Here is a 21402-nt window from a genome sequence, read left to right as displayed (position 1 = left end):
GCATGGAAATGCTGGACTGAAATAAGGAACTGAGAAGTCTCGCTATGTCTGCCCCTAGTATCGAGGCGACCGATGTGGTCGCCCTGCAACCGTCCTGCCGTAAGACCGCCGCGCATGCGCTGACCATTGTACGCGATGGCGTGATCACCGGCGAAGGCCCCACCACCAAGGGCCGTATCCATTTTTCCCGAGCGCTCGATGCCGATGACGCCGCCTGGTGCGCGCGCATCCTCACCGCCTCCGCCGTCGCCCACCAGCCGGTGAGCCGGGAGGAGGTCGCGGCGCTGTTCGAGATCAACGAAGCCGCGGCCGACCGCAGCGATGATGGTCGTTTCGACGACCTCTTGGCCAAGGCGGTCGCCCATCACGCCGCTTCGATGTCCGGCCTGCCGGTGCCGCCGCGCACGGTCGCGCTGTCGCCGGACACCGACATCGAGAGCTGGGCGCCCACGCACGCCGGCAATATCGACATCAAGGTGCTGGAGTGGATCGCGAGCCAGATGCGTGGCAAGCGCCGCACCAGCCACGCGCTCGCCGCGATGGTCGCCACGCTGGTCGGCGCCGCGGCGCTGCCGCTGGTGCAGCTCCCGAATGTGCTCGATATTGGGTTGATGTAAATCGCCCGACAGCGAGAAGAGGATCAACGGCGGGGCTATTTCCCCGCCGTTTTCTGTTTGCCGCTCTCGACCTCGAGGCCCAGCGTCCGCCCCGGAAAACCGGCGACGTCGAAATAGCGGGTCGACAGCACGCGCTGGAACTTGATGACGGTGCGCAGCCCGTTGGTGTCCGGCTTCGAGGTGACGGTGCCGTCGGCCATCTTCGGGACGATGCCGTTCGGGATCGCTTCCGACATCACCCGGCCCAGCAGCCCGCCATTGGCGCTGGCGTGGAGGTCCAGGAGCTTGGCGATGGTCATGCCGACGTCGGCGTTGCTGACGGGAAGGGGATCGACATAGCCGGATTTGAAGTCGGGTCCGATCGCTGCCATGAAGTTCAGCGTGTCGCCCCGGCTGAAGCTGCCGTGCATGCCCTGGCCCTGGCGCAGGACCGTGTCGGCGACCTGGACCGAGCAATTGGTCGGCTCTTCGCAGCCCGACGACCAGGAACGAAAATTGACTACGATCGACGGCGTCGGCGTCGCCGCCTTGCCACGAAGGTTGAGCTGGGAGATCGGCAACGTGCCGGGGAAGCGCCCGAGCCGGTCATCGACGAACAGGCCGCTGACATAGTCCTGCTCCAGCAGCGCCTTGATGACGCGCCCAGTGAGCTTCTTGTCCCGGTTCGGCAGATAGATCAGGTCCGACCCCCCATTGGTGGCCACGACGACGTCGGGCTTGGCGGGGTCCTGGCCGAGCACGCCGTTGCCGGCCTTGGGATGGGCGTTGTCTGCGACGCGGGCGTTCTTGTCGTTAGGATCGAACAGCGGCAGGTCCAGCGCCTTGGCCAGATCGATCGCCAGGAAGCCCATCGGCAGGAAATTCTCCGGTGTGTCGTCGTAGGAGATTTTGGCCGCGGGGCTGGTCTTGCTCTCCTTCGAGATCGTTGAGAAGCCATGGTCGGCGGAGACGATGATGTTGGTCGAGGCGGCGAGCCCGAGCTCGTCGAGCGCCTTGCGCAACCGCGCGAGGTTGTCGTCGGCGTTCCTGATCGCGGCCATCGAGGTCGGCCCGTTGATCCCGGGCGTGATCGTGTTGAGGCTGTCGCCGGTGTTGTGCTGGCTGCCATCCGGGTCGCGCGACCAGAACACCAGGACAAACGGCTTGTTGCGCGCCTTGAACATCGGCAGCACGACCTTGGTGGCGACGTCCGCGAAATAGGCCTGCTGGGCGACATTGGCGACCGTGGTGCCGGGTGTCTTGGCGTCGCCGGCCTTGCCATTGTCGCCGCGGCTTGGCGTCGTCAGGGGCAGGTTGGCCTTAGTGAGCGCATCCTTCACCTCCTCGGATACGGGAACGCCATTCTTGCCGCCGGTGGAATCGTCGAAGATGATGGTGTGCTTGCCGCGATCGGTGTGGTCGAACAGCAGCGTCGGGCCGACCTTGCCGATGGCGGCGGTGCTGAAACCCTTCTCGCGCGCCATCTTCAGGATGGTCTCTTCGTTCAGATAGTCGCCGTTGAAGTGATCGTCGATGTCGGCCAGCACCGCGTCATTCTCGATGAAGGGCACAACGGTGTCGCCTGCGGGGGCCGAAGAATAGCCAGTGTAGATGGTGTTGCTGAAGGTACCGGTGTCGCCGAGATAGTGGCCGGTCGACATCGCCGAGCTGTTGGCCATGGTGAAGGTCGGAAACAGCGAATGCGAGTTCTTGAAGTTGACGCCCTTGTCGCGGATACCCGCCATCGCCGGCGCCGTCTGCGGAGTGACGATGCGCGAGCGCAGGCCATCGGGGATGAACAGGATCACGTTACCTGGCGTGCTGTTCTGGGCCGATGCGGCCCCGGCCGCAAGCGTGATCAAGCCTGCCGATAGCAATGTTATTGTGCGGCGCATCTTCATTTCCCCCTGTCAGAAGCGACGATCCTGCGATCGATCGTCGCACCCGTTTAGTTTTGCTATATGACAGAATTGTTACAGGTGGGCTCCTGTGCGTGCTCTGCGACAGGTTTGTCAACGCGCCGTCCGAACCGTGCGTAGAGCGCCGGGAGGACGGCCAGCGTCAGCAGTGTTGCGCTCATCAGGCCGCCGATGACGACGGTCGCCAGCGGCTTTTGTACCTCCGCGCCCGTGCCGGTGGCGAAGGCCATCGGCACGAAGCCGAGCGCCGCCACGAGTGCGGTCATCACGACCGGGCGAAGCCGGGTGAGGGCGCCATTCTCGATGGCCTGCCGCAGCGGCATGCCGTCCTCATGGAGCTTGCGGACCAGGCTCAGCATCACAAGGCCGTTCAGCACGGCGACGCCGGACAGCGCGATGAAGCCGACCGCCGCTGAGATCGAGAACGGCATGCCGCGAAGCCAGAGCGCGGCGATGCCGCCGGTGAGTGCGAGCGGCACGGCGCTGAACACCACCAGCGCATCGCGCGCCGATCCCGTGGCCGCCAGCAGCAAGAGGAAGATCAATGCAAAGCACGCCGGCACGACGATGCCGAGCCTCTGCCGGGCCGCGGCCAGATTCTCGAACTGTCCGCCCCAGCTCGTCCAGTAGCCCGGCGGCAGCTTGACCTGCTGGCCGACCTTGGCCTGGGCTTCCGCGACCACCGAGCCGAGGTCACGGCCGCGCACGTTGGCGGTGATGACGATGCGGCGCTTGCCGTTCTCGCGGCTGATCTGGTTCGGCCCCTCGGTGAAGGAGAAGCGCGCCAATCGATTGAGTGGCAGGCTCTGGACCGGGGCGTTGGGCGTTGCCTTCGGCAGCGCCACGGGAAGGTTGCCGAGCGCCTCGAGGTCGGATCGCAACGCTTCCGGCAGCCTTACGACGATGTCGAAGCGGCGGTCGCCCTCGAACACGACGCCTGCGTCCTGGCCGCCCACCGCGGCGCCGATCACATCCTGCACCGCCGCCGCGCTCAGACCGCGACGGGCGATCGCGGCGCGGTCGACCTTGATATCGAGGACAGGAAGGCCGCCGGCCTGCTCCACCTTCACGTCCGTCGCTCCATGCACCGAGCGCAGGACCGAGGCCACTTCGTTGGCCGCTTTCAGCATCGGCTCGAACTCGTCGCCGAACACCTTGACGGCGATGTCGCCGCGAACGCCGGCCAGAAGCTCGTTGAAGCGCATCTGGATAGGCTGGGTGAATTCATAGACGTTTCCGGGCACGCGATTGACGGAGCTTGCGATCTGCTCGACCAGTTCCTCCTTCGTCATCGACGGATCCGGCCATTGATCGCGCGGCTTGAGCATGATGAAGGTGTCGGACGCGTTCGGCGGCATCGGGTCGCTCGCGACCTCGGCCGTTCCGGTCTTGGAGAAGACGAAGGCGACCTGCGGCAAACGGCTGACGGCGTTCTCGACCGCAAGCTGCATCGCCTGCGATTGCGACAGCGCGGTGCTGGGAATCCGCAGCGCATGCATGGCGATGTTCTTCTCGTCCAGCGACGGGATGAACTCCTGCCCGAGGCGCGCGAAGCCAGCGAGTGCGACCGCAAACAGCACTGCAGCCGTTGCGATGACGGGCAGCGGGGCGGCAATCGCATAGCGCAACAGCGGCCGGTACAGGTGCTTCAAGGCGCTGACGAGCCTGCCTTCATGCTCCTGTACGCGTCCCGTGACGGCAATGGCAATCGCTGCGGGAACGAGCGTCAGCGACAGAACGAATGCCGATGCCAATGCCAGGATCACGGTCACGGCCATCGGCGTGAACATCTTGCCTTCGATGCCGGTGAAGGTGAGGAGCGGCACGTAAACCAGGAGGATGATGGCCTGCCCGTAGAGGCTCGGGCGGATCATCTCGACCGCGGAGGCGCGCACGGTGGCCAGCCGCTCGTCGCGGGAGAGGGGACGCCCAAGGTCGCGCTGCCGCTCCGCCAGATGGCGCAGGCCGTTCTCGGTGATGATGACGGCGCCATCGACGATCAGGCCGAAATCGAGTGCGCCCAAGCTCATCAGATTGGCGCTGATGCGGCCCTGCCACATGCCGATGGCAGTCATCAGCATCGCCACGGGGATCACCAGCGCGGTGATCAGCGCTGCGCGAAAATTGCCCAGTAGGACAAACAGCACAGCAACGACCAGCAGTGCGCCCTCGCTCAGGTTGGTCGCAACCGTTCTGACGGTGGCATCGACCAGCTGGGTGCGGTCGAGCACGGTCTTGACCTCGACACCCGGCGGCAGTGTCGGCGCGATCTCGCGCAGTCGCGCATCGACCGCCGACGACACGGTGCGGCTGTTGGCGCCGATCAGCATCAGCGCCGTGCCGACCACCACCTCGTGGCCGTTCTCGCTGGCACTGCCGGTCCGGCTTTCGCCGCCGATCGTGACGGTGGCGATATCGCGGATCCGCACCGGAATGCCGCCGCGCGTAGTGACGACGATGGTGCCGAGTTCCTCCATGTTCTCGATGCGACCGCCGGAGCGCACGACGAATCCCTCGCCGTTCTTTTCGATATAGCGCGCGCCGCGGCTGACATTGTTGGCCTCGATCGCGTTCGCAACATCGGCAAAGGTCAAGCCGAGCGCGATCAGCTTCGCCGCATCCGGGTGGACCTGGTACTGCTTGAGATAGCCGCCGATCGTATCGACGCCGGCAACGCCGGGCACGGTCTTGATCTGCGGCCGGATGATCCAGTCCTGCACCGTGCGCAAATAGGCGTTCTTCTCGATGTCGCCTTTGAGCCGCGCCCCGTCGCTGGTGACAAAGCTTCCGTCCCGTTGCAGGCCCGGCGCGCCGTCGGCTTCGACCGGTTTGTCGGCGAAGCGGACGGTCCACATGTAGATCTCGCCGAGCCCGGTCGAGATCGGACCGATCCGCGGCTCGATGCCTTGCGGCAGGCGTGCGCGAACCTCGGTGAGGCGTTCGGTGACCTGCTGACGCGCGAAGTAGATATCGGTCGATTCGCTGAAGACCGCGGTCACCTGCGAAAAGCCGTTGCGCGACAGCGAGCGGGTGCTCTCGAGGCCGGGCGCGCCGGCGAGCGCCGTCTCGACGGGAAAGGTGACCTGCTTCTCGATCTCGAGCGGCGACAGCGCGTGGGCCGCGGTGTTGATCTGCACCTGCTTGTTGGTGATGTCGGGCACCGCGTCGATCGATACCCTCGTCAACGCAAAGCCGCCGAGCGCCATGACGACGGCGCAGAGCGCAACGACCACCCAGCGGCGGTGAACGGAGAAGCCGATGATCGCCTCAATCATGGCCATGCTCCGCTTCGGCCTTTTCCAGTTCAGCTTTGAGCGTGAACGTGTTGGCGACGGCGATCGTCTCTCCCGGAGCAAGGCCGCTCACGATCTCGACGTCGTCATCATCCTCGCGACCGGTACGCACCTGTCGCGCCTCAAACCCTTCGGCGTCGCGCACGAATATCGTGGCGTTGCCCTTGACGGTCTGAAGCGCTTTCTTCGAGACGATGACCTTGGAGGGCTCGCCGCCGAGTGGCACTTCCGCCGTGACGAAAGTGCCGGGCCTCCATCGGTGATCCCGGTTCGGCAGAGTCGCGATGACGCGGGCGTTGCGGGTCTCGCGATCGAGCAGGGGGCTGACAAAGATCACCCGCGCCACCGCTTCGTCGTCGCTACCGATGGCGCGGATCGTGACCAGACCGCCCTCGCGCACGGCGGCGATGTCTTCCGGGGAGACCGCGAGATCGACCCAGATATCATCGAGATTGACGATGACGAACAGTTCGCTTTCCTGGCCCTCGCGGCCGATCAGCCCGCCGAGGTCGACGCGCCGCTCGGAGACGCGGCCTGAGATCGGCGCACGCAAATATTGCTCGCGCAGGCTTTCCGGCGGCTGGTTCGGGAGATCGGCGATCTCCTGTTCGGACAGACCCAGCGCGAACAGCTTTTGCCTGGCGCCGTCGAGTTTGATCCGTGCGTCATTGGCCGTGAGCTGGGTCCGCAGGAATTCGTTTTCCGACATGGCCCGGCTTTCGGCCAAGCTCTTTTGTCTGTTGTAGAGCGTCTGCTGCAGATCGTTGGTCAGCCGCGCGGCGAGGTATTCGCTCTTGGCGTCCGCCACCTCACGGCTTTCGATGACGGCGACGATCTCACCTTTTTCGACGCTGTCGCCGAGGCGCTTGCGCAGTTCGGCGACCGTTGCCAGCACGCGTACGGAGACGCGGCCGACGTGGTCGGCGTCGGGAATAAGCGAGCCTGGCGCCAGGAAATGGCGTCTGAGCGTACCGCCCGCAACCGGTGCCAGCCTGATGCCGGCATCGCTGATCTGCTCCTCGCTCAGCACGATGCGCTCGGTGCCGTGATCCTCGCTTTCGGCTTTTGCTGTCCCGGTCGTCGCCGCTTCCGGTTGCGCTGGCGTTCCCGACAGCGGCCAATGCGACCAAACCGTGATGCCCAGGCCGCTGCCGATGATGATGCCGGCAACGAAAAGAAGAATCCGTCTCATATATGCCTTCCCGCCGCGCGCGGGTCCGAGCCCGGCGCTGCTGCCATAGCCATGCGTGCAAGTTGGGCGCGCTGCCGGGAGGCAGCGCGGCCGGATCGGTCATGCCGATCGGATCAGGCGCGGGGTGGCTTGAAGGGAGAGATCGGTTCGGCCGCTTCGGGGGCACGTATGGCAAGGAAGCGATAGGCGTGCGCGGTATACTCGATCGTGATCGACGTCTCCTGTGTCGCCACGGTCGATACGTGGGTCAAGCAATGATCGCCATGGGGGAATGCTGGATGGACGGGAGCCTTGTCGGTGGCATCACCGGCGAGTTGCGCGATCGACAGTGCCGGCACTGTATCGTCGCTGTCGAAGCCGAGACCGTGAAAGAAGGACAGCACGAGCGCTAGCGAGATCAGTCCCGCAAGCAGGCTGCGCCACCGGCGCGACGAGGCCCTGCGGGTCGAAGAATCCGGTGCGGCGAAGCGAGAGTCCATGCCATTAGTTAGCGCCGCCCCGGTACCGATTCAAGTCAGCAGAGTGCTGAATGCTATAACGTTATGCTTTCGCCGGCGGCCGCTTGTTCCTTGTGACCCCGAACATGACGGCGCGACGACGGAGTCGCGCAGTTAGGGGCATTGTAAAAGCCGAGCCTCCGATCGCTGCGGCGGATCGCCTCGCTTATGGTCGGGCAGGCTGAGATGAAGTAGAACTTCGTAGACAGCCGGCTTGGCGGAGGTGGGGAAATGCTCGCACGAATCGTGGTCGCAACTCTTCTCATGATCTCCAGCGCGTTCGCGCAGGAGCGCTCAATCACGGTGGCATCGACGACATCGACCGAGCAATCCGGGCTGTTCGGTTTCCTCTTGCCGCGCTTTACGGCGGCAACCGGGATCGGTGTCAAGGTCGTCGCGGTCGGCACCGGCCAGGCGCTCGACATCGGACGGCGAGGCGATGCCGACGTGGTGTTCGTGCATGATCGCCCGGCGGAGGAGAAGTTCCTGGCCGAAGGATTTGGCGTCAAGCGCCAGGACGTGATGTACAACGATTTCGTGGTGATCGGGCCAAAGGCCGATCCGGCGCATATTGCCGGCGGTAAGGACGTCACGGAAGCGCTGAAAAAGATCGCCGCCGCGAAGGCGACCTTCGTCTCGCGTGGCGACCGCTCCGGCACGCACCAGGCCGAATTGCGGCTATGGAAGGAGGCGGGCATCGACATCGCGACGGCGAAGGGATCCTGGTATCGCGAGATCGGGCAGGGCATGGGGCCCGCACTCAACATGGCCGCATCCGACAATGCCTATGTGCTCTCCGATCGCGGCACTTGGCTGTCGTTCAAGAAGCGCGGCGATCTCGCGATCCTGACCGAGGGCGACCGGCGCCTGTTCAACCAATATGGCGTGATGCTGGTCAATCCGGCCAAGCACCCGACCGTGAAAGCCAAGGATGGCCAGGCCTTCGTCGACTGGCTGATCTCCGCCGAGGGACAGAAGGTGATCGCCGACTACAAGGTCGGGGGCGAGCAGCTATTTTTCCCCAACGCGTCCGACTAGCAGGAACGCGACCGTGCTGACGGTCACGCTGAGGCCGAGCAGGATCAGGCCGAGCCCGAGCGCGAGTGGCAACTCGCCCTTGCTGGTTTCCAGCGCGATCGCAGTCGTCATGGTCCGGGTGTAGCTGCGGATATTGCCTCCGACGATGATGATGGCGCCGACTTCGGCGATGGCGCGGCCGAACGCGGCGAGGAACGCGGTCAACAGCGAGGCGCGGCCAAGCGACGACAACAGCGCCATGCTGCGCAGACGCGACATGCCATCGGTGCGCATGAGGTCGGCATATTCCGCCCACAATAGCGAGACCGGACGGTGCACGAGTGCGACCACGATCGGCGTGGCGAGGATCGTCTGCGCGACAATCATGGCGCTCGGCGTGAAGAGCAGTCCGGCAAAGCCGAGCGGACCGGAACGCGACAGCAGGAGGTAAAGCGCCAGTCCGACCACCACGGGCGGCAGGCCGAGCATGGCGTTCACCAGCACGATCGTGGCCTGCCTGCCCTGAAACCGGCTAATCGCGAGCAGGACGCCGAGGGGGGCGCCGATCAGCAGCGCCAGCAGGCTCGCCGTCAGGCTGACGCGCAACGATAGCAGGACGATGCCGATCAGCTCAGCGTCAAGACTGGCGATCAGCGAGAGCGCCGTTGCCACCGATTGCGTGAAATCATTCATCCTGCTGCGCGCTTGGCCGCCCCGGTGAGATCGCCCGAATGAAGATTGCCGGCTGCCACCATCCAGCAAACACCTAAATCTCTCATAAACTGCGTAACGTCCAATACCGCACAAGCGATGTTGCGCGGTCGAAATCTGGTAACACTCAGAAACAAAGTTCCATGTTAACCGGCTGATAACTCATTTTCCTAACGCCCTCTTGGGTTGTGTCTCCTACAACAAGCGCTTGTAGGGGCAGGGAAATGTCAGACAGCTCGGCCAAGAGCGATATCTTGCAGAGCCGGTGGTGGCCGAAATGGGCCGCCGCGGCGCCAGCGCGATTGAGCGCAATTCAGTGGCTCGTGCTGTGCGCGGCTGCGCTCGTGGCCGCGATCGGGCTCGGCACAGGGTACCTGGCGCTGCAATTCCGGGAGCGCGCGCTCGATCTTGCCGAACGCGAACTCTCCAACACGGCGCTGCTGCTGTCCCGCCATTTCGATCAGCAGCTCTCCGATCTCCAGCACGTGCACGATGATGTCGTCGCCAACATGCGGGCGGACGGGGTCGATACGGCCGATCAGTTCGAAAAGGTGATGTCACTGCTGAGTGCGCACGAAATGCTGCGCACCAGGCTTGCGGCGCTGCCGCATGTTGGTGGTCTCAATCTGTTCAATGCCGAGGGATGGCTGATTAATTCCTCCGAGATGTGGCCGGTGCCCGACCTCAATGTCAGGGATCGGCGATATTTCAGGGAGTTCACCTCCGGCAAGCCGACGCCGGATGTCATCGTCGAGCCCGCCGTGAGCCGCGTCACGGGCAAGTGGACGACGCTGTTCGCCCGCAAGATTGTCGACGGTAATGGCGCCATCATCGGCTTTTCCAGCCGGGGCGTCGAGCCCAGCCAGTTCGAGGATTTCGTCGCCTCTCTGGCGCTGAGTGGCGACACAATCATCTCAATGATCCATCGCGACGGCACGGTGATCGCCCGCTACCCCAAGGATGACGGGGCGGTCGGCAAGAGCGTAGCCGGTCTCCGGCCATTCCAGAAGGCGCTGACGCTTGACGGGAATATCTCGGGGCGCTTCAGCAACGAAGATGCCGAAGACAAGATCGGGGCAGTTCGACCGCTCACTCATTTTCCGATCCTGATCGTTGCCACGACCAAGACCTCGACCGCGCTCGCCAACTGGCGGGCGCAGACGAAACTGCAGTTCAGCGCTGCGATCCTGGCGATCGTCGTCGTCATCGTCACGATCTTCCCGATCGTGAGACAACTGCAGCGACAGCATGAGGCCGCGCGCCAGAAGCTATCGGAGAAGAGCCTTCATCTCGACACCGCCATCAACAACATGACCCAGGGGCTGTTGCTGTTCGATGCGTCGGGCCGGCTCGTGGTCTGCAATCAGCGCTATCTCGATATGCTCGGCGTATCGCCTGACGTCGCCAAGCCCGGATGCTACCTGCGCGATCTCGTGCTGCACCGTCAGGCGATCGGATCCTTTATCGGCGATGTCGACGAATATTGCGCGCACTTCATCGGACCCAACAGCAGCGAGATCGGCGAACGCCATTTCTCGACGCAGGACGGGCGAATTATCCGAATGATCTTCAAACATTCACCGGACGGGGGTTGGGCCACGACATTCGAGGACGTGACCGAGCGGCGCCGTGTCGAGGCGAAGATCGAACATCTCGCCCATTACGATCCGCTGACCAATTTGCCGAACCGGACGCTGTTCCAGCGCCACGCCGAAGGCTTGCTGCTCGAAACAGCCGATGTGCAGTTCGCGATCCTCTATATCGATATCGACGAGTTCAAGCGCATCAACGATTCGCTCGGCCATCTGATCGGTGATGAGTTCCTCAGAGGTGTCGCCGAACTGTTGCGGCAGTCGATCGGACCGGAGGATTTCATCGCGCGTCTCGGCGGGGACGAGTTCGCTATCGTTCAACGCGGCATCACGGCCGATGGCGATGTCAGCGCGCTGGTTGAACGGATCTATCAGGCGCTGCGGACGCCATTCGATTGCCACGGCCATCACTTGTCCGGCGACGCCAGCATTGGCATCGCGGTCGCGCCGCGGGATGGTACCGATCTGCTCGGCTTGCTGAAACGCGCGGACCTTGCGATGTACGCAGCCAAGGCTGCCGGTCGCCGCACCCACCGTTTCTTCGAGCCGGAAATGGAGAAGGAGGCCAAGCTTCGCCGCGAGCTCGAAGCCGATCTGCGCACTGCGCTGGTCGAGGGCGGGTTTGAAATCCATTACCAGCCGCTCGTCGACCTGCGCAGCGACGAGGTGACCGGCTGCGAGGCGCTGGTGCGCTGGCGGCATCCGGTGCGCGGCATGGTATCGCCGGCCGAATTCATTCCGGTCGCGGAGGAGACGGGCCTGATCGAGGAGATCGGGCAGTGGGTGCTGCGGACCGCCTGCACTGAGGCTGCCACCTGGCCCGCCCATGTGCGGGTGGCGGTATCGCCAATTCAGTTCAAGTCGGATGCGTTGTCGTTGAAGGTCGCAGCGGCATTGGCCGAGAGCGGGCTCGATCCGCGCCGCCTCGAGCTCGAAATCACCGAGGCCGTGCTGATCGCGGACGATGATGCCGCGCTGATCGCACTCAACCAGCTCCGCGCGCTCGGCGTCCACATCGCGCTGGATGATTTCGGAACCGGCTATTCCTCGCTGCAATATCTGCAGCGTTTCCCGTTCGACAAGATCAAGATCGACCGCAGCTTCGTCAAGGAAGTCACCCGCAACAGCTCGTCGGCGTCGATCATTCGCGCGGTGGTGAGCATCGCGGCCGACCGCGATATGATCACGACGGCGGAGGGCGTCGAAACCGAGCAGCAGCGTGACACCGTGCACATGCTGGGATGTACCCAGATGCAGGGCTATCTGTTCAGTGCGGCGCGCACTGCACAGGATATCCGCAGGATGCTGGCGGCCGAAGCCGAGGTGGAAGACGCTGCCTGATCGGCGATATTTCAGGGTTTGCGCCGATCCATGCCGTAGCCTGTGATGGGACGCAACAGCCGTTCGGTCAGCGCGCCGATCGCAAGGCCGGCAACGACATCGCTCAGCCAATGCGCAAGCAGGACGACGCGTGTCAGCACCAGGCCTCCACCGATCGCCCATACCACGTTGCGCTTTGCCGGCGGAAGCACGGTTGCGGCTGAGGCGATCGCACCGACGTGAATCGCATGGCCGGACGGAAAGGCGTCCTCGGGCTTGCCGGAGAACGGCACGCCATGAAGGTGACCTCGGGCTGTCCGTCGATCGGGGCGCTCCTGGTCGAATACCGTTTTCAGCACGTGGGGCAGGATAGTCGCGACGATCGTGGTCAGGAGGATGTGGTTGCTGTTGCGGCGCTGCTTCGCGTCCTTGTCGCGAGAATAAAGCCACCAGCCCAACGCAAGCGCGCTGAGCACGTGCTCATCCGCGCCCCAGGTCAGGACCTCGGCGACCCGCTCGGCTGTCGGCGTTGTGTATTCCGATACGGTGTCGGCGATTGCCTTATCAGCACGGGTTGGCTGCACCCGGAAAAGCGCCATCGGATTCTCCCTTCGAGAGTACAAACCTTTGACGGCCGTGATGGTTTCGCGGGCGCACCCGCGCATAGGAACGAAAATTTCGGCCACGAGTTTGCCGCTCACGATCCCGAGGAGAGGCAAGCACCATGAAAAGATCGATCGTGGTGACGGCGGTTGCCGTCGCTCTTATTTCCACCTCGGCAGCCGCGCAATCGGTCGGCGAGAAGACCGGCGTCAATTCGGTACTGGGCGTCGCTCCCTCGACGGCCGATTTCGTCAAGGAAGCGGCGACCAGCGATATGCTGGAGATCGAGGCAGGCAAGATCGCCGAGCAGAAGGGCAATGCGGAAGAGAAGAAATTCGCGTCCCAGATGATCGCCGATCACACCAAGACCAGCAGCGAGCTGAAGGGGCTGGTCACGAGCGGCGAGGGCGTGCCGATTCCATCGGGCTTGGATTCATCCTCGCAAAGCAAGCTCGACAAGCTGCGCGACACCAAACCGGAGAACTTTGCAAGCCAATATAACCCGATGCAGGTGAGCGCGCACAAGGATGCGGTGTCGCTGTTCGAACGCTACGCCAAGAGCGGCGACAATCCGAAGCTGAAGGATTGGGCCGGCAAGACGCTGCCGACGCTGCGGCACCATCTCGAGATGGCGGAGGCGCTGGACAAGAATCGCAAGTGACGCCGCGGCGTCACGCCTTGCGCTGGTGGCGCGTCCATCGCACGATCAGCGGCAGAGCGTACCAGAATCCGATCAGGACGAGAAAACTCGCCGCCGCGTAAGTGGCGGCGAGTTCGCTATTGGTGAATTTGCGGAGCACGACGTAGCTCTCTGCGGCTATGCCCGCGGCCAGAAACAGCGGCGCCGCTGTCACCAGCGCGGAGGCTGTGCGCAGAAATCTCGGAGAATCTGCGCCGCCATAGGAGAGCCGGTGCAGGGCGGCTGGCGTCATCAGGAGGATGACGTTCACGGCGACGAGGCCGAGCGCGACGGCATGCACGATCTTTGCCGTCTGCGGCATCTCATCAAATCCAGCGGTAAGCATGGCGATGAATTGAAAGCCGAACAGGGCCTGTGCGCCGGGGATGATGACCCGCGCTTCGGTCAGCAGTTGCTCGACTTTTGTCGCGAGCGGGGTTGTTCCTCCTGAATCGGGCATTGGTGTTCTCTCCCGGTGAAACAGCTCCAATCCGAACCACGCAAAGCTTGATGCGAGTATCAGCGCGAGTCCGCTGGTGGTACCGGCGAACCAGCCGAAATGTCGTTCGATCACGACATAGGCGGCAACGCCAAGGCTCAAGGAGAAGGGAACCAGGCCGGCGGTCGCGTACAAAGACGTCGCGTGGACGAGGCGCTTCGACGATGAACCTCCCTCGACCATCCGGTGTTCCATCGAGGGGATGATCAGGAGCCCCAGCGAAAGCGTCAGCAGCGCAAGCCCAACGGCGCAGAGCATTTTCGACGCGGAGGAGAGCGATGGAAAGCCGGTCTGGAAGAAGGCCTGGAATTGAAATCCGAGCAGGACCTGGATGCCGAGGACAAGCAGACGAGTTTCGTCAAGCGCCGTCTTGACCATGCGGTCCAGCTTCTCGGACATCCTGGCCGCACTCCTTTCTCGCCGCGCCGGAACCGTCGCCGATGTCGTGTTGTTAACGCGACATGTCATCTAACGTTCATCTACGGCGGGGTGCGACATGACGGCGCCGGACGTCCGCAAGGGGATGCCATCAGTCAAATTGCGGCGCGAGGAGTTTGCGCAACGCTACCGCAGCCGCTTCGTCGATCCGGCCTTCAGGCCGCTGCAGCGCGAGATCGATGCCATCATCGACGTGGCGTGGGATGCCTACAGTCATTCGCGCAAGTCGCCGCTGACGCGTAAAGCGGGGCCGGGCTTCGCCGATCCGGAATACGAACTGGCGGTGGATTGGCTCGCGGCGCGCGAGGCGATCCTGGCGGCGCAGCGGCGCCACGACGATGCGGCGGAGAGACCGCGCATCCTGATCATCAACGGCTCCTCACGCAGCGAGCATACCTGCCCCGGTGAAATGTCCAAGAGCTGGCGATTGGTCAAGCTCGCCGAGCCTGTGTTCGTCGAGATGGGGCTTGCCGTCGACATCCTCGATCTCTCGCGACTGGCGTCCGAGTTCGGCAAGCAAATCCATCCCTGCAAGTCCTGCGTCTCGACATCGCCTGCGCTGTGTCACTGGCCCTGCAGTTGCTATCCGAATTACGCGCTCGGCCAGACCGACGACTGGATGAACGATATCTATCCGCTATGGGTGGCGGCGCACGGCATCCTCATCGTATCGCCGGTGAATTGGTATCACGCGCCGACGGGGCTGAAAGCCATGATCGACCGGATGGTTTGTGCCGATGGCTGCAATCCCGACCCGACCTCCACCCACGGCAAACACGCGGATGAAGCCAAGGCGCTCGAGTTGAAGGGCTGGCCTTATCCGCGGCATCTCGCCGGCCGCAACTTTGGTCTCGTCGTGCACGGAGATTCCGTTGGCGCGGAAACGATGCGACGTTCGCTATCGGATTGGCTGACGGATATGGGGCTGATCCCGGTCGGCCGAACGGGTGAGCTCGACGGCTATATCGGCTACATGGAGCCTTACGCGACCTCACATCAGGCACTCGATGAGGACAAAGCGTTCCAGGAACAGACCTTGAATGTCGCGCGAGCGCTCGGCAACGCGGTGAAGCTTGCGCGTGAGGGCAAGTTGCAGGATCCGGCAGCGGGGCTCGTGCAGCCGAATCCGAAATAGCGTCAGCCTCGGTTCCGGGCGAAGCGGGGATCAATTCGCCGTTGCGCAGGAACGATGTTCGGCATTGCCGATTGGTCGGCATCTCCCATCCACTGCGACGGAGTTTCCCATGGACTTGAAAGGCAAGAAGATCGCAATCCTCGCAACCCACGGCTTCGAACAGTCGGAACTGGAAGTGCCGCGCGACCGGCTCAAGAAGGCCGGCGCAACCGTCGACGTGATTTCGCTGGCCGCGGGCGAGATCAAGGGCTGGGACATCAAGGATTGGGGCCGGCCGGTGAAGGTCGACAAGACGCTCGACCAGGTCTCCGCGTCCGACTACGACGCGATCGTGCTGCCGGGCGGACAGATCAATCCGGACCTGCTGCGGGCCGAGCCGAAGGCGCTGAAATTCATCAAGGAGATATTCGACGCCAAGAAGGTCGTCGCGGCGGTCTGCCACGCGCCCTGGCTTCTGATCGAAACCGGCATCGCCAAGGGGCGGCGGATGACCTCGTACAAGTCGATCAAGACCGATGTGATGAATGCCGGCGCCAAGTGGGAAGACTCCCAGGTGGTGACCGACCAGGGCGTGATCACGTCCCGCAATCCCGGCGATCTCGAAGCCTTCAGTGCCAAGATCATCGAGGAGGTGAAGGAAGGCCGCCACACCCAGCGCAGCGCAGCCTGATGAAGCGAGCCAGCCGATGCAAAGCAAATTGATCTCCGACGAGCCGGGCGCGCAGGTCCATGTCGTCATCCTCGACACCGGCGAGGAAGCATTCGCGGCGCTGACAAAGTTCGCCAACGAGGCCAGGATCTCGGCGGCGACGCTGACCGCGATCGGCGCGTTCGAGAAGGCGACCGTCGGCTGGTTCGATTTCGGCTCGAAATCCTACCGGAAGATCGAGGTCAACGAGCAATGCGAGGTGCTGAGCGCGATCGGCGACGTCGCGATCGGCGATGACGGCAAGGCCAGTCTGCACGTTCACATCGTGCTCGGGCTGTCGGATGGCTCCACGCGCGGCGGCCACCTGCTCGCGGGCGTGGTGCGGCCGACGCTCGAGGTTGTGCTGACGGAAGCGCCGGCGAAGCTTCGGCGGAAGAAGAGGGCGGACCTCGGCATCGCCCTCATCGATATCGCGGCCCAATAGTGCCAATAGCAAAAGGAGACGCGCTTAGCGCACGCCGAGCGCGTTCTCCAACTGCCGCTTCGTCATTTTCGAGCGGCCTTCGATTCCGCGTTGCTGCGCCCTCGCGTAAAGCTCTCGCCGCGTATGTCCGTCGCGCTTGCGGGCGCGCGAGCGTGCCGCCTTGCGTCCGCGGGCGGTGAGCTTGCGGGCATTGCGGCCGCCCATCGCGCGGCTGCTTTCCCGCTTGCCGGAAGCCCCGACATGCGACTTGCCCTCGCGCTCCTGCTGGGCGGTACGGCCCTGCGCTTCCTTTTGTTCGGTGCGGCGCAGGTCACGACGGTTGCTGCGCTCGCTCTGGTATTTGGAGGCGCCCGCTTCCTGCAGCGCAATGGCGATCGCCTGCCGACGATTCTTGACCTTGCCGGCGCGGCCGCCACGGCCGCTCTTCAGTTCGCCATGCTTGAATTCGTGCATCACCCTGCCGGTGACGCGTCGTTGACGCGATGAGGGTGCCATCGTCTTAATCCTCCGTTTATCGGCAAGAACCGCCGACGGCGGATGTCGTTCCAACGGAGGGCAGAGGTTAAGGCCGCAGACGTTAAGGCTCAGACGGTCGAACTGATCGACCCCCGATCGACGATCGCTTTCCGTAAGATGCGCGACAGCGACTCGACCGAATAGGGTTTCTGGATCAGCTCGAATCCGCGATGCGCATTTTCGGCGAGCACGTTGCTGTATCCGCTGGTCAGGACGACCGGCAGCCCGGGATAGCGGTCGCGGATCACGCTGGCGAGCTCCACGCCGTTCATGCCGGGCATGATGACGTCGGAGAATACGAGGTCGGCGGAAAACTCGTCTTCGGACAACAGGGCAAGCGCTGCATTGGCATTCGCCACGCGTTTGACCGAGTATCCGAGATCTTCGAGCAGCTCGGTGGAGAACTGCCCGACCTCGTCATTGTCCTCCACGACCAGGACGCGGTAGCCGCGGCCCGTGGTTGCCGGCTCGCTGGCGATGGCTGCAGCGGACGCCGCATCGGCCGGTCGTGCTGCCTGCGGCAGATAGATCGTGAAGGCCGCGCCTCGTCCGAGCGTACTGACGACATCGATGTCGCCGTCGGACTGCTTGGCAAAGCCAAATGCCTGGCTCAGGCCAAGCCCGGTTCCCTTGCCGACTTCCTTGGTGGTGAAGAACGGTTCGAAGATCGATTGCAGATGATCGGGCGCGATGCCGCTGCCGCTATCGGCCATGGTGATCGCGACAAAGTCGCCGCGGCGCGCCGGCTGGGCACGCAGGGCAGGGATGCCCCGCACCTTCCGCACCGCAATGGAGAGGCGGCCTTCGCCGTCCATGGCGTCGCGGCCGTTCACCGCGAGATTGATCAGTGCGGTCTCGAATTGGGCGATGTCGGCGATCGCAAAGCAATCGGGGTCGTCGATCTCGACGTCGATCTGGATGCGCGCACCGACCAGCGGCCGGATAAGCTGGGTCACGCCCTCGACCTGCGCGCCGACATTGAAGACCTGCGGCTTCAGCGGCTGGCGGCGGGCGAACGCCAATAGCTGCGCGGTCAGCTTGGAGGCGCGCTCCACCGTCTCGGAGATCGCGTCGATGTAGCGATGACGGCGCTCTTCGGGCAGGTCGCGGCGGCGCATGAAGTCGGTCGCGGAGCGGATGATGGTCAGCAGATTGTTGAAGTCGTGGGCCACGCCGCCGGTGAGCTGGCCGACGGCTTCCATCTTCTGCGATTGCCGTAGCACCTCTTCGCCCTGGCGGCGTTCGGTGATGTCGACGGCTTCGGCCACGGCGCCAATCACAGTGCCGTGCTGGTCGCGAAGCGGCCGCATCGCGAAATCGAAATAGCGCTCGCCGACCGGAAGCCGCAGCATCATCTCGGTCTTGACGTCGTCGCCCTTCATGACCGCCATGAAGGCGTTGCGAACCAGCTTGGGCAAGTCGTCGGTCGCGACGAACCAGGGCGTTTCCCAGAACGGCTTGCCGATGGCATCACGGGCCTCGGCGCGGATGCCGGCCAGTGCCGTCCGGTTGGCATGGAGCACGTCGCCGTGCTGATTGAGCAGCACCTGATACTGGTGGCTGGTCTCGAAGATCGCGCGCATTTGCGCTTCGCTGGCTTCGAGCTGCGCGGTGCGCTCGGAGATACGCAGTTCGAGCGTTTCGTTCAGCCGGCGCAGTTCGATCTCGGCCTGCTTGGCCGCGGTGATGTCGTGGGCGACCCCGATGAAGCCGATGTGGTTGCCGGTCGGATCCCAGCGCGGTTGTGACTCCGACCTGAGCCAGCGCCATTCGCCGTCGGCGCGCAGATAGCGCGCCTCCAGCACGAAAGGCTTGAGCGAAGCTTCGCCCGCGATCGATTCCTGCACGATGCGCGACATATCGTCAGGGTGCAGCCGCTTGCGCCAGTCGAACTTGATGGCTTCTTCGAAGGGAAGGCCGAGGAAATCGATATAGGCCCGGTTGGCGAAGGAGCGGGTGCGGTCGAGTTTGGTCACCCAGATCGGAACCGGCGCGCTGTCGGCGATGAGGCGGAAGCGCTCCTCGCTTTCGCGCAGCTTTTCCTGGGCGAGCATGCGTTCGGTGATGTCGATGTGGGCGCCGACCAGACGGAGTGCGCGGCCGTCGCGGTCGCGCTCGATTTCCCCGATGACGGCGATCCACCTGACCTCACCGTCGCTCGGACGGAGGATCCGGTATTCCGCCATATAGTCTCCGCTCGTCCCGGCCAGGGCATCGAAGAAATGCCCGATCGCGCGGTCACGATCGTCGGGGTGGATGCGGTCGACCCAATCCTCGTGGGTTTCGTTCACCGCATCCGACCCCAGTCCATGGATGATCAGGTATTCCGGCGAGCGGCGGTTGCGGAAGCCCTCGCGGAAATCGACCTCGACACCGCCGACGCGGCCGATACGCTGGATCCGGGCAAGCTCCGCCTCGCGCTCCTGCAATTCGCGATGCGCGCGGTCACGTTCGCGGGCAATTTCTTCCAGATGCTGGCGCAGCCGTTCAGCGGCGACCGTCTCGGGAAGGACGTTCATAGGGTCTGGCGGCATCGGGGCGGGCGACCTCTTTCCGTAGTCTCACACAACGAAAGAGGGCTTGCCAGCATCATTTGGCCTTGGTGCCGGGCCTGCAGTTATAGGCCCTGCGGAACCCCGCCGCCTGTGCGTCATCTTCAGAGCAGAACCAGCGGTCTGGCCTGGTTAATCCAGGGTAACTGCGGCACGCCTGCAAGTGGTAGATGCCGATATCGCCGGTGACGCGGGCGCGCACGGCGAACTTACCCTTGATGTTGCAGCTTGCCGGCATGGGAAGATCTTCAGGGAAGAGCACGTCGCGGATCGCGCGATCGCGGTCGGCGGGACATGATGCGCCCAGCAGCGCGCCGTCCTGCTTGCCGCGGCGGAACTCCTGCGGGGCAACAAAGCAGCCTTTCCACATGCCCTGGCGGTCTTCCCTGGCGCGCGCCTCGTCAGGCTTGAAGCGGCCGGTGGCGGAAGCCTCGACGTTCAGGGCAAAGCCCCGCTGGACCATCACCTCGCTAAGGCTGGTCGGGTCGCCTTCGATCTTGCACACGCCGAGATGTCGTTTCTTGTAGGCCGGGTCGGGACCGAGATCGTCGCAGCGGACCTGACGATCGCCGATTAGCTTCGCCAACTGGTCGCGGGCCTCGATGCCGCAGGTCCAGCTCTCGGCATGCTCGTCGATGCACAATTGGTCGATCGGAGGCACGTCGATGCCATCGAGCCGATAGGTCACGTTGCCGAGCTGCAGCGTGCTGCCGTCCCTGACGGTAGCGTTGGCGGCGAAGCCTTGGCTCGCCGGAAGGGCTATCAGGATCAGCCCTGCGATCAATGTGCGTAATGGCATGGTCTGCATCGATGGGGTGGCGTGCGGGGGCAAAGGTTCTAGATCATGAGCCGATTGGACGGAATCGGATCATGATCTCATCTTTCTTGTTTGAGCATGATCTCCGCGCAAACGCTTCGCGTTTGTCGCGAGGGAAAACCGGTTTCCACCGGATCATGCTCTAGCACGAAGCTCCCGCGAAGCTATTCCGCGTTGGGAAAAAGCCGCCGGAACTGGTCGACAGTGACCGATCCATGGTTGACTTGTTGAGAACAAAAAGAGAACATAAGTGCTCGCCCCGCATCCCGGAAACCGCCAGATGTCCTCTCTTCCCAGTGCCAGCAGCGAGGATATCGACGGCTTAGAAGCTGCCGTGGATGAGGCGATCGCGGCCTGCGGCGGGGATATGCGGGCCACCGTCCGCGCGCTGATCGTGGCCAATGACTATCTGGAAAACGAGGTCAGCGAGCTGATGAAGGCCGTCTCTCGCGCCCATGTGCGTGGTAGATTTAATACCTATTCGGGTTGATGGCTTCGGGCGCCGGGTGCAAGCCGGCCGCCTCCATATAGACCGTTGCCTCTCCTGAGTTTTCCTGTACCACGTTAATTGAGACGCCCACCGCCCGTACCACATTGCGGGCGAAGATCCTGCCCAAACGCTCAAGCAAGAAGCACATGTTCAAACGAATCCTGATCGCCAATCGCGGCGAGATCGCCTGCCGGATCATCAAGACTGCGCGCCGTATGGGGATTGAGACAGTCGCGGTCTACTCCGAGGCTGACCGCGATGCGCTGCATGTCGAGATGGCCGATGAGGCTGTGCTGATCGGCCCGCCGGCGGCGGCGGAGAGCTATCTGGTGATCGAGAAGATCGTCGAGGCCTGCCGCAAGACCGGCGCCGAGGCCGTCCATCCCGGCTACGGCTTCCTGTC

General features: G+C 63.8%; 19 protein-coding genes. 9 read left to right on the top strand and 10 right to left on the bottom strand.

Annotated features, from left to right (window positions below; all coding sequences use genetic code 11):
- Positions 1 to 44 precede the first annotated feature (44 nt).
- On the top strand, positions 45 to 617 hold the full coding sequence (locus AC5ZGW_RS39390; RefSeq protein WP_130228756.1) for a hypothetical protein: 573 nt from the start codon (positions 45 to 47) through the stop codon (positions 615 to 617).
- 35 nt (positions 618 to 652) lie between these two features.
- On the opposite strand, the gene AC5ZGW_RS39385 is transcribed toward AC5ZGW_RS39390, so the two are convergent.
- The 4 genes from AC5ZGW_RS39385 to AC5ZGW_RS39370 all read right to left on the bottom strand — a co-directional run bounded on the left by AC5ZGW_RS39385 (position 653) and on the right by AC5ZGW_RS39370 (position 7479).
- Positions 653 to 2491, bottom strand: coding sequence for an alkaline phosphatase family protein (locus AC5ZGW_RS39385; protein WP_130228755.1), 1839 nt, complete (start codon positions 2489 to 2491; stop codon positions 653 to 655).
- Positions 2492 to 2553: 62 nt separating this feature from the next.
- A complete protein-coding gene (locus tag AC5ZGW_RS39380; RefSeq protein WP_130228754.1) occupies positions 2554 to 5790 on the bottom strand; it encodes an efflux RND transporter permease subunit in 3237 nt (1078 codons plus the stop codon).
- Entirely contained in the window at positions 5783 to 7000 is a 1218-nt protein-coding gene (locus AC5ZGW_RS39375; protein WP_130228753.1) for an efflux RND transporter periplasmic adaptor subunit, read from the bottom strand. Before AC5ZGW_RS39375 ends, AC5ZGW_RS39380 begins: the two co-directional genes overlap by 8 nt.
- A 113-nt stretch (positions 7001 to 7113) precedes the next feature.
- Complete coding sequence (locus AC5ZGW_RS39370) at positions 7114 to 7479, bottom strand: hypothetical protein (RefSeq protein ID WP_130228752.1); 366 nt, start codon at positions 7477 to 7479, stop codon at positions 7114 to 7116.
- Between the two features lie 249 nt (positions 7480 to 7728).
- On the opposite strand from AC5ZGW_RS39370, the gene AC5ZGW_RS39365 reads away from it, so the two are divergent.
- A complete protein-coding gene (locus AC5ZGW_RS39365) occupies positions 7729 to 8535 on the top strand; it encodes an ABC transporter substrate-binding protein (protein WP_130228751.1) in 807 nt (268 codons plus the stop codon).
- On the opposite strand, the gene AC5ZGW_RS39360 is transcribed toward AC5ZGW_RS39365, so the two are convergent.
- Positions 8509 to 9207 (bottom strand): ABC transporter permease, encoded by a 699-nt coding sequence (locus AC5ZGW_RS39360; RefSeq protein WP_028164016.1) that lies wholly within the window; start codon positions 9205 to 9207, stop codon positions 8509 to 8511. The genes AC5ZGW_RS39365 and AC5ZGW_RS39360 overlap by 27 nt on opposite strands.
- Before the next feature lie 242 nt (positions 9208 to 9449).
- Here AC5ZGW_RS39360 and AC5ZGW_RS39355 point away from each other — a divergent pair, with 242 nt between their 5' ends.
- Positions 9450 to 12158, top strand: a complete 2709-nt coding sequence (locus AC5ZGW_RS39355; RefSeq protein ID WP_130228750.1) for a bifunctional diguanylate cyclase/phosphodiesterase — start codon at positions 9450 to 9452, stop codon at positions 12156 to 12158.
- 11 nt (positions 12159 to 12169) lie between these two features.
- On the opposite strand, the gene AC5ZGW_RS39350 is transcribed toward AC5ZGW_RS39355, so the two are convergent.
- Positions 12170 to 12736, bottom strand: a complete 567-nt coding sequence (locus tag AC5ZGW_RS39350) for a phosphatase PAP2 family protein (RefSeq protein ID WP_130228749.1) — start codon at positions 12734 to 12736, stop codon at positions 12170 to 12172.
- Positions 12737 to 12861: 125 nt separating this feature from the next.
- On the opposite strand from AC5ZGW_RS39350, the gene AC5ZGW_RS39345 reads away from it, so the two are divergent.
- Positions 12862 to 13401, top strand: coding sequence for a DUF4142 domain-containing protein (locus AC5ZGW_RS39345; RefSeq protein ID WP_130228748.1), 540 nt, complete (start codon positions 12862 to 12864; stop codon positions 13399 to 13401).
- A gap of 10 nt (positions 13402 to 13411) precedes the next feature.
- On the opposite strand, the gene AC5ZGW_RS39340 is transcribed toward AC5ZGW_RS39345, so the two are convergent.
- Positions 13412 to 14317 carry a DUF6328 family protein gene (locus AC5ZGW_RS39340; protein ID WP_130228747.1) on the bottom strand — a complete coding sequence of 302 codons (906 nt, stop codon included), beginning with the start codon at positions 14315 to 14317 and terminating at the stop codon, positions 13412 to 13414.
- A 97-nt stretch (positions 14318 to 14414) separates the two neighbouring features.
- On the opposite strand from AC5ZGW_RS39340, the gene AC5ZGW_RS39335 reads away from it, so the two are divergent.
- The 3 genes from AC5ZGW_RS39335 (at position 14415) to AC5ZGW_RS39325 (ending at position 16624) form a co-directional block, all read left to right on the top strand.
- Positions 14415 to 15491, top strand: a complete 1077-nt coding sequence (locus AC5ZGW_RS39335) for a flavodoxin family protein (protein ID WP_130228746.1) — start codon at positions 14415 to 14417, stop codon at positions 15489 to 15491.
- A gap of 109 nt (positions 15492 to 15600) precedes the next feature.
- Entirely contained in the window at positions 15601 to 16161 is a 561-nt protein-coding gene (locus tag AC5ZGW_RS39330; RefSeq protein WP_028164012.1) for a type 1 glutamine amidotransferase domain-containing protein, read from the top strand.
- 16 nt (positions 16162 to 16177) lie between these two features.
- The gene (locus AC5ZGW_RS39325) at positions 16178 to 16624 is read left to right on the top strand and encodes a PPC domain-containing DNA-binding protein (RefSeq protein ID WP_028164011.1); all 447 of its coding nucleotides are present in this window, start codon (positions 16178 to 16180) and stop codon (positions 16622 to 16624) included.
- Between the two features lie 24 nt (positions 16625 to 16648).
- Here AC5ZGW_RS39325 and AC5ZGW_RS39320 read toward each other — a convergent pair whose 3' ends face one another.
- The 3 genes from AC5ZGW_RS39320 to AC5ZGW_RS39310 form a co-directional block, all read right to left on the bottom strand.
- Positions 16649 to 17119, bottom strand: a complete 471-nt coding sequence (locus AC5ZGW_RS39320) for a DUF6496 domain-containing protein (protein ID WP_130228745.1) — start codon at positions 17117 to 17119, stop codon at positions 16649 to 16651.
- Between the two features lie 89 nt (positions 17120 to 17208).
- Positions 17209 to 19659: a PAS domain-containing hybrid sensor histidine kinase/response regulator gene (locus AC5ZGW_RS39315; protein ID WP_245474963.1), complete on the bottom strand. Its 2451-nt coding sequence runs from the start codon at positions 19657 to 19659 to the stop codon at positions 17209 to 17211.
- Positions 19660 to 19729: 70 nt separating this feature from the next.
- A complete protein-coding gene (locus AC5ZGW_RS39310) occupies positions 19730 to 20491 on the bottom strand; it encodes a thermonuclease family protein (protein WP_028164008.1) in 762 nt (253 codons plus the stop codon).
- Positions 20492 to 20789: 298 nt separating this feature from the next.
- Here AC5ZGW_RS39310 and AC5ZGW_RS39305 point away from each other — a divergent pair, with 298 nt between their 5' ends.
- Both AC5ZGW_RS39305 and AC5ZGW_RS39300 read left to right on the top strand, forming a co-directional pair.
- Positions 20790 to 20999 (top strand): hypothetical protein, encoded by a 210-nt coding sequence (locus tag AC5ZGW_RS39305; RefSeq protein ID WP_028164007.1) that lies wholly within the window; start codon positions 20790 to 20792, stop codon positions 20997 to 20999.
- 146 nt (positions 21000 to 21145) lie between these two features.
- Positions 21146 to 21402 (top strand): biotin carboxylase N-terminal domain-containing protein (locus AC5ZGW_RS39300; RefSeq protein WP_496114070.1); only part of this gene is annotated, 257 nt, incomplete at its 3' end.

Source organism: Bradyrhizobium sp. Crot121 (genome assembly GCF_059512385.1).
This window is presented reverse-complemented; position numbering and strand designations above follow the sequence as displayed.

Excerpts from the sequence above, each read along its gene's own strand:
- AC5ZGW_RS39350 (WP_130228749.1), bottom strand. The coding sequence starts at position 12,736 with ATGGCGCTTTTCCGGGTGCAGCCAACCCGTGCTGATAAGGCAATCGCC.
- AC5ZGW_RS39310 (WP_028164008.1), bottom strand. The coding sequence starts at position 20,491 with ATGCCATTACGCACATTGATCGCAGGGCTGATCCTGATAGCCCTTCCG.
- AC5ZGW_RS39305 (WP_028164007.1), top strand. The coding sequence starts at position 20,790 with ATGTCCTCTCTTCCCAGTGCCAGCAGCGAGGATATCGACGGCTTAGAA.
- AC5ZGW_RS39345 (WP_130228748.1), top strand. The coding sequence starts at position 12,862 with ATGAAAAGATCGATCGTGGTGACGGCGGTTGCCGTCGCTCTTATTTCC.
- AC5ZGW_RS39325 (WP_028164011.1), top strand. The coding sequence starts at position 16,178 with ATGCAAAGCAAATTGATCTCCGACGAGCCGGGCGCGCAGGTCCATGTC.
- AC5ZGW_RS39340 (WP_130228747.1), bottom strand. The coding sequence starts at position 14,317 with ATGTCCGAGAAGCTGGACCGCATGGTCAAGACGGCGCTTGACGAAACT.
- AC5ZGW_RS39335 (WP_130228746.1), top strand. The coding sequence starts at position 14,415 with ATGACGGCGCCGGACGTCCGCAAGGGGATGCCATCAGTCAAATTGCGG.
- AC5ZGW_RS39315 (WP_245474963.1), bottom strand. The coding sequence starts at position 19,659 with ATGAACGTCCTTCCCGAGACGGTCGCCGCTGAACGGCTGCGCCAGCAT.
- AC5ZGW_RS39390 (WP_130228756.1), top strand. The coding sequence starts at position 45 with ATGTCTGCCCCTAGTATCGAGGCGACCGATGTGGTCGCCCTGCAACCG.
- AC5ZGW_RS39385 (WP_130228755.1), bottom strand. The coding sequence starts at position 2,491 with ATGCGCCGCACAATAACATTGCTATCGGCAGGCTTGATCACGCTTGCG.
- AC5ZGW_RS39375 (WP_130228753.1), bottom strand. The coding sequence starts at position 7,000 with ATGAGACGGATTCTTCTTTTCGTTGCCGGCATCATCATCGGCAGCGGC.
- AC5ZGW_RS39330 (WP_028164012.1), top strand. The coding sequence starts at position 15,601 with ATGGACTTGAAAGGCAAGAAGATCGCAATCCTCGCAACCCACGGCTTC.
- AC5ZGW_RS39365 (WP_130228751.1), top strand. The coding sequence starts at position 7,729 with ATGCTCGCACGAATCGTGGTCGCAACTCTTCTCATGATCTCCAGCGCG.
- AC5ZGW_RS39360 (WP_028164016.1), bottom strand. The coding sequence starts at position 9,207 with ATGAATGATTTCACGCAATCGGTGGCAACGGCGCTCTCGCTGATCGCC.
- AC5ZGW_RS39370 (WP_130228752.1), bottom strand. The coding sequence starts at position 7,479 with ATGGACTCTCGCTTCGCCGCACCGGATTCTTCGACCCGCAGGGCCTCG.
- AC5ZGW_RS39355 (WP_130228750.1), top strand. The coding sequence starts at position 9,450 with ATGTCAGACAGCTCGGCCAAGAGCGATATCTTGCAGAGCCGGTGGTGG.
- AC5ZGW_RS39380 (WP_130228754.1), bottom strand. The coding sequence starts at position 5,790 with ATGATTGAGGCGATCATCGGCTTCTCCGTTCACCGCCGCTGGGTGGTC.
- AC5ZGW_RS39320 (WP_130228745.1), bottom strand. The coding sequence starts at position 17,119 with ATGGCACCCTCATCGCGTCAACGACGCGTCACCGGCAGGGTGATGCAC.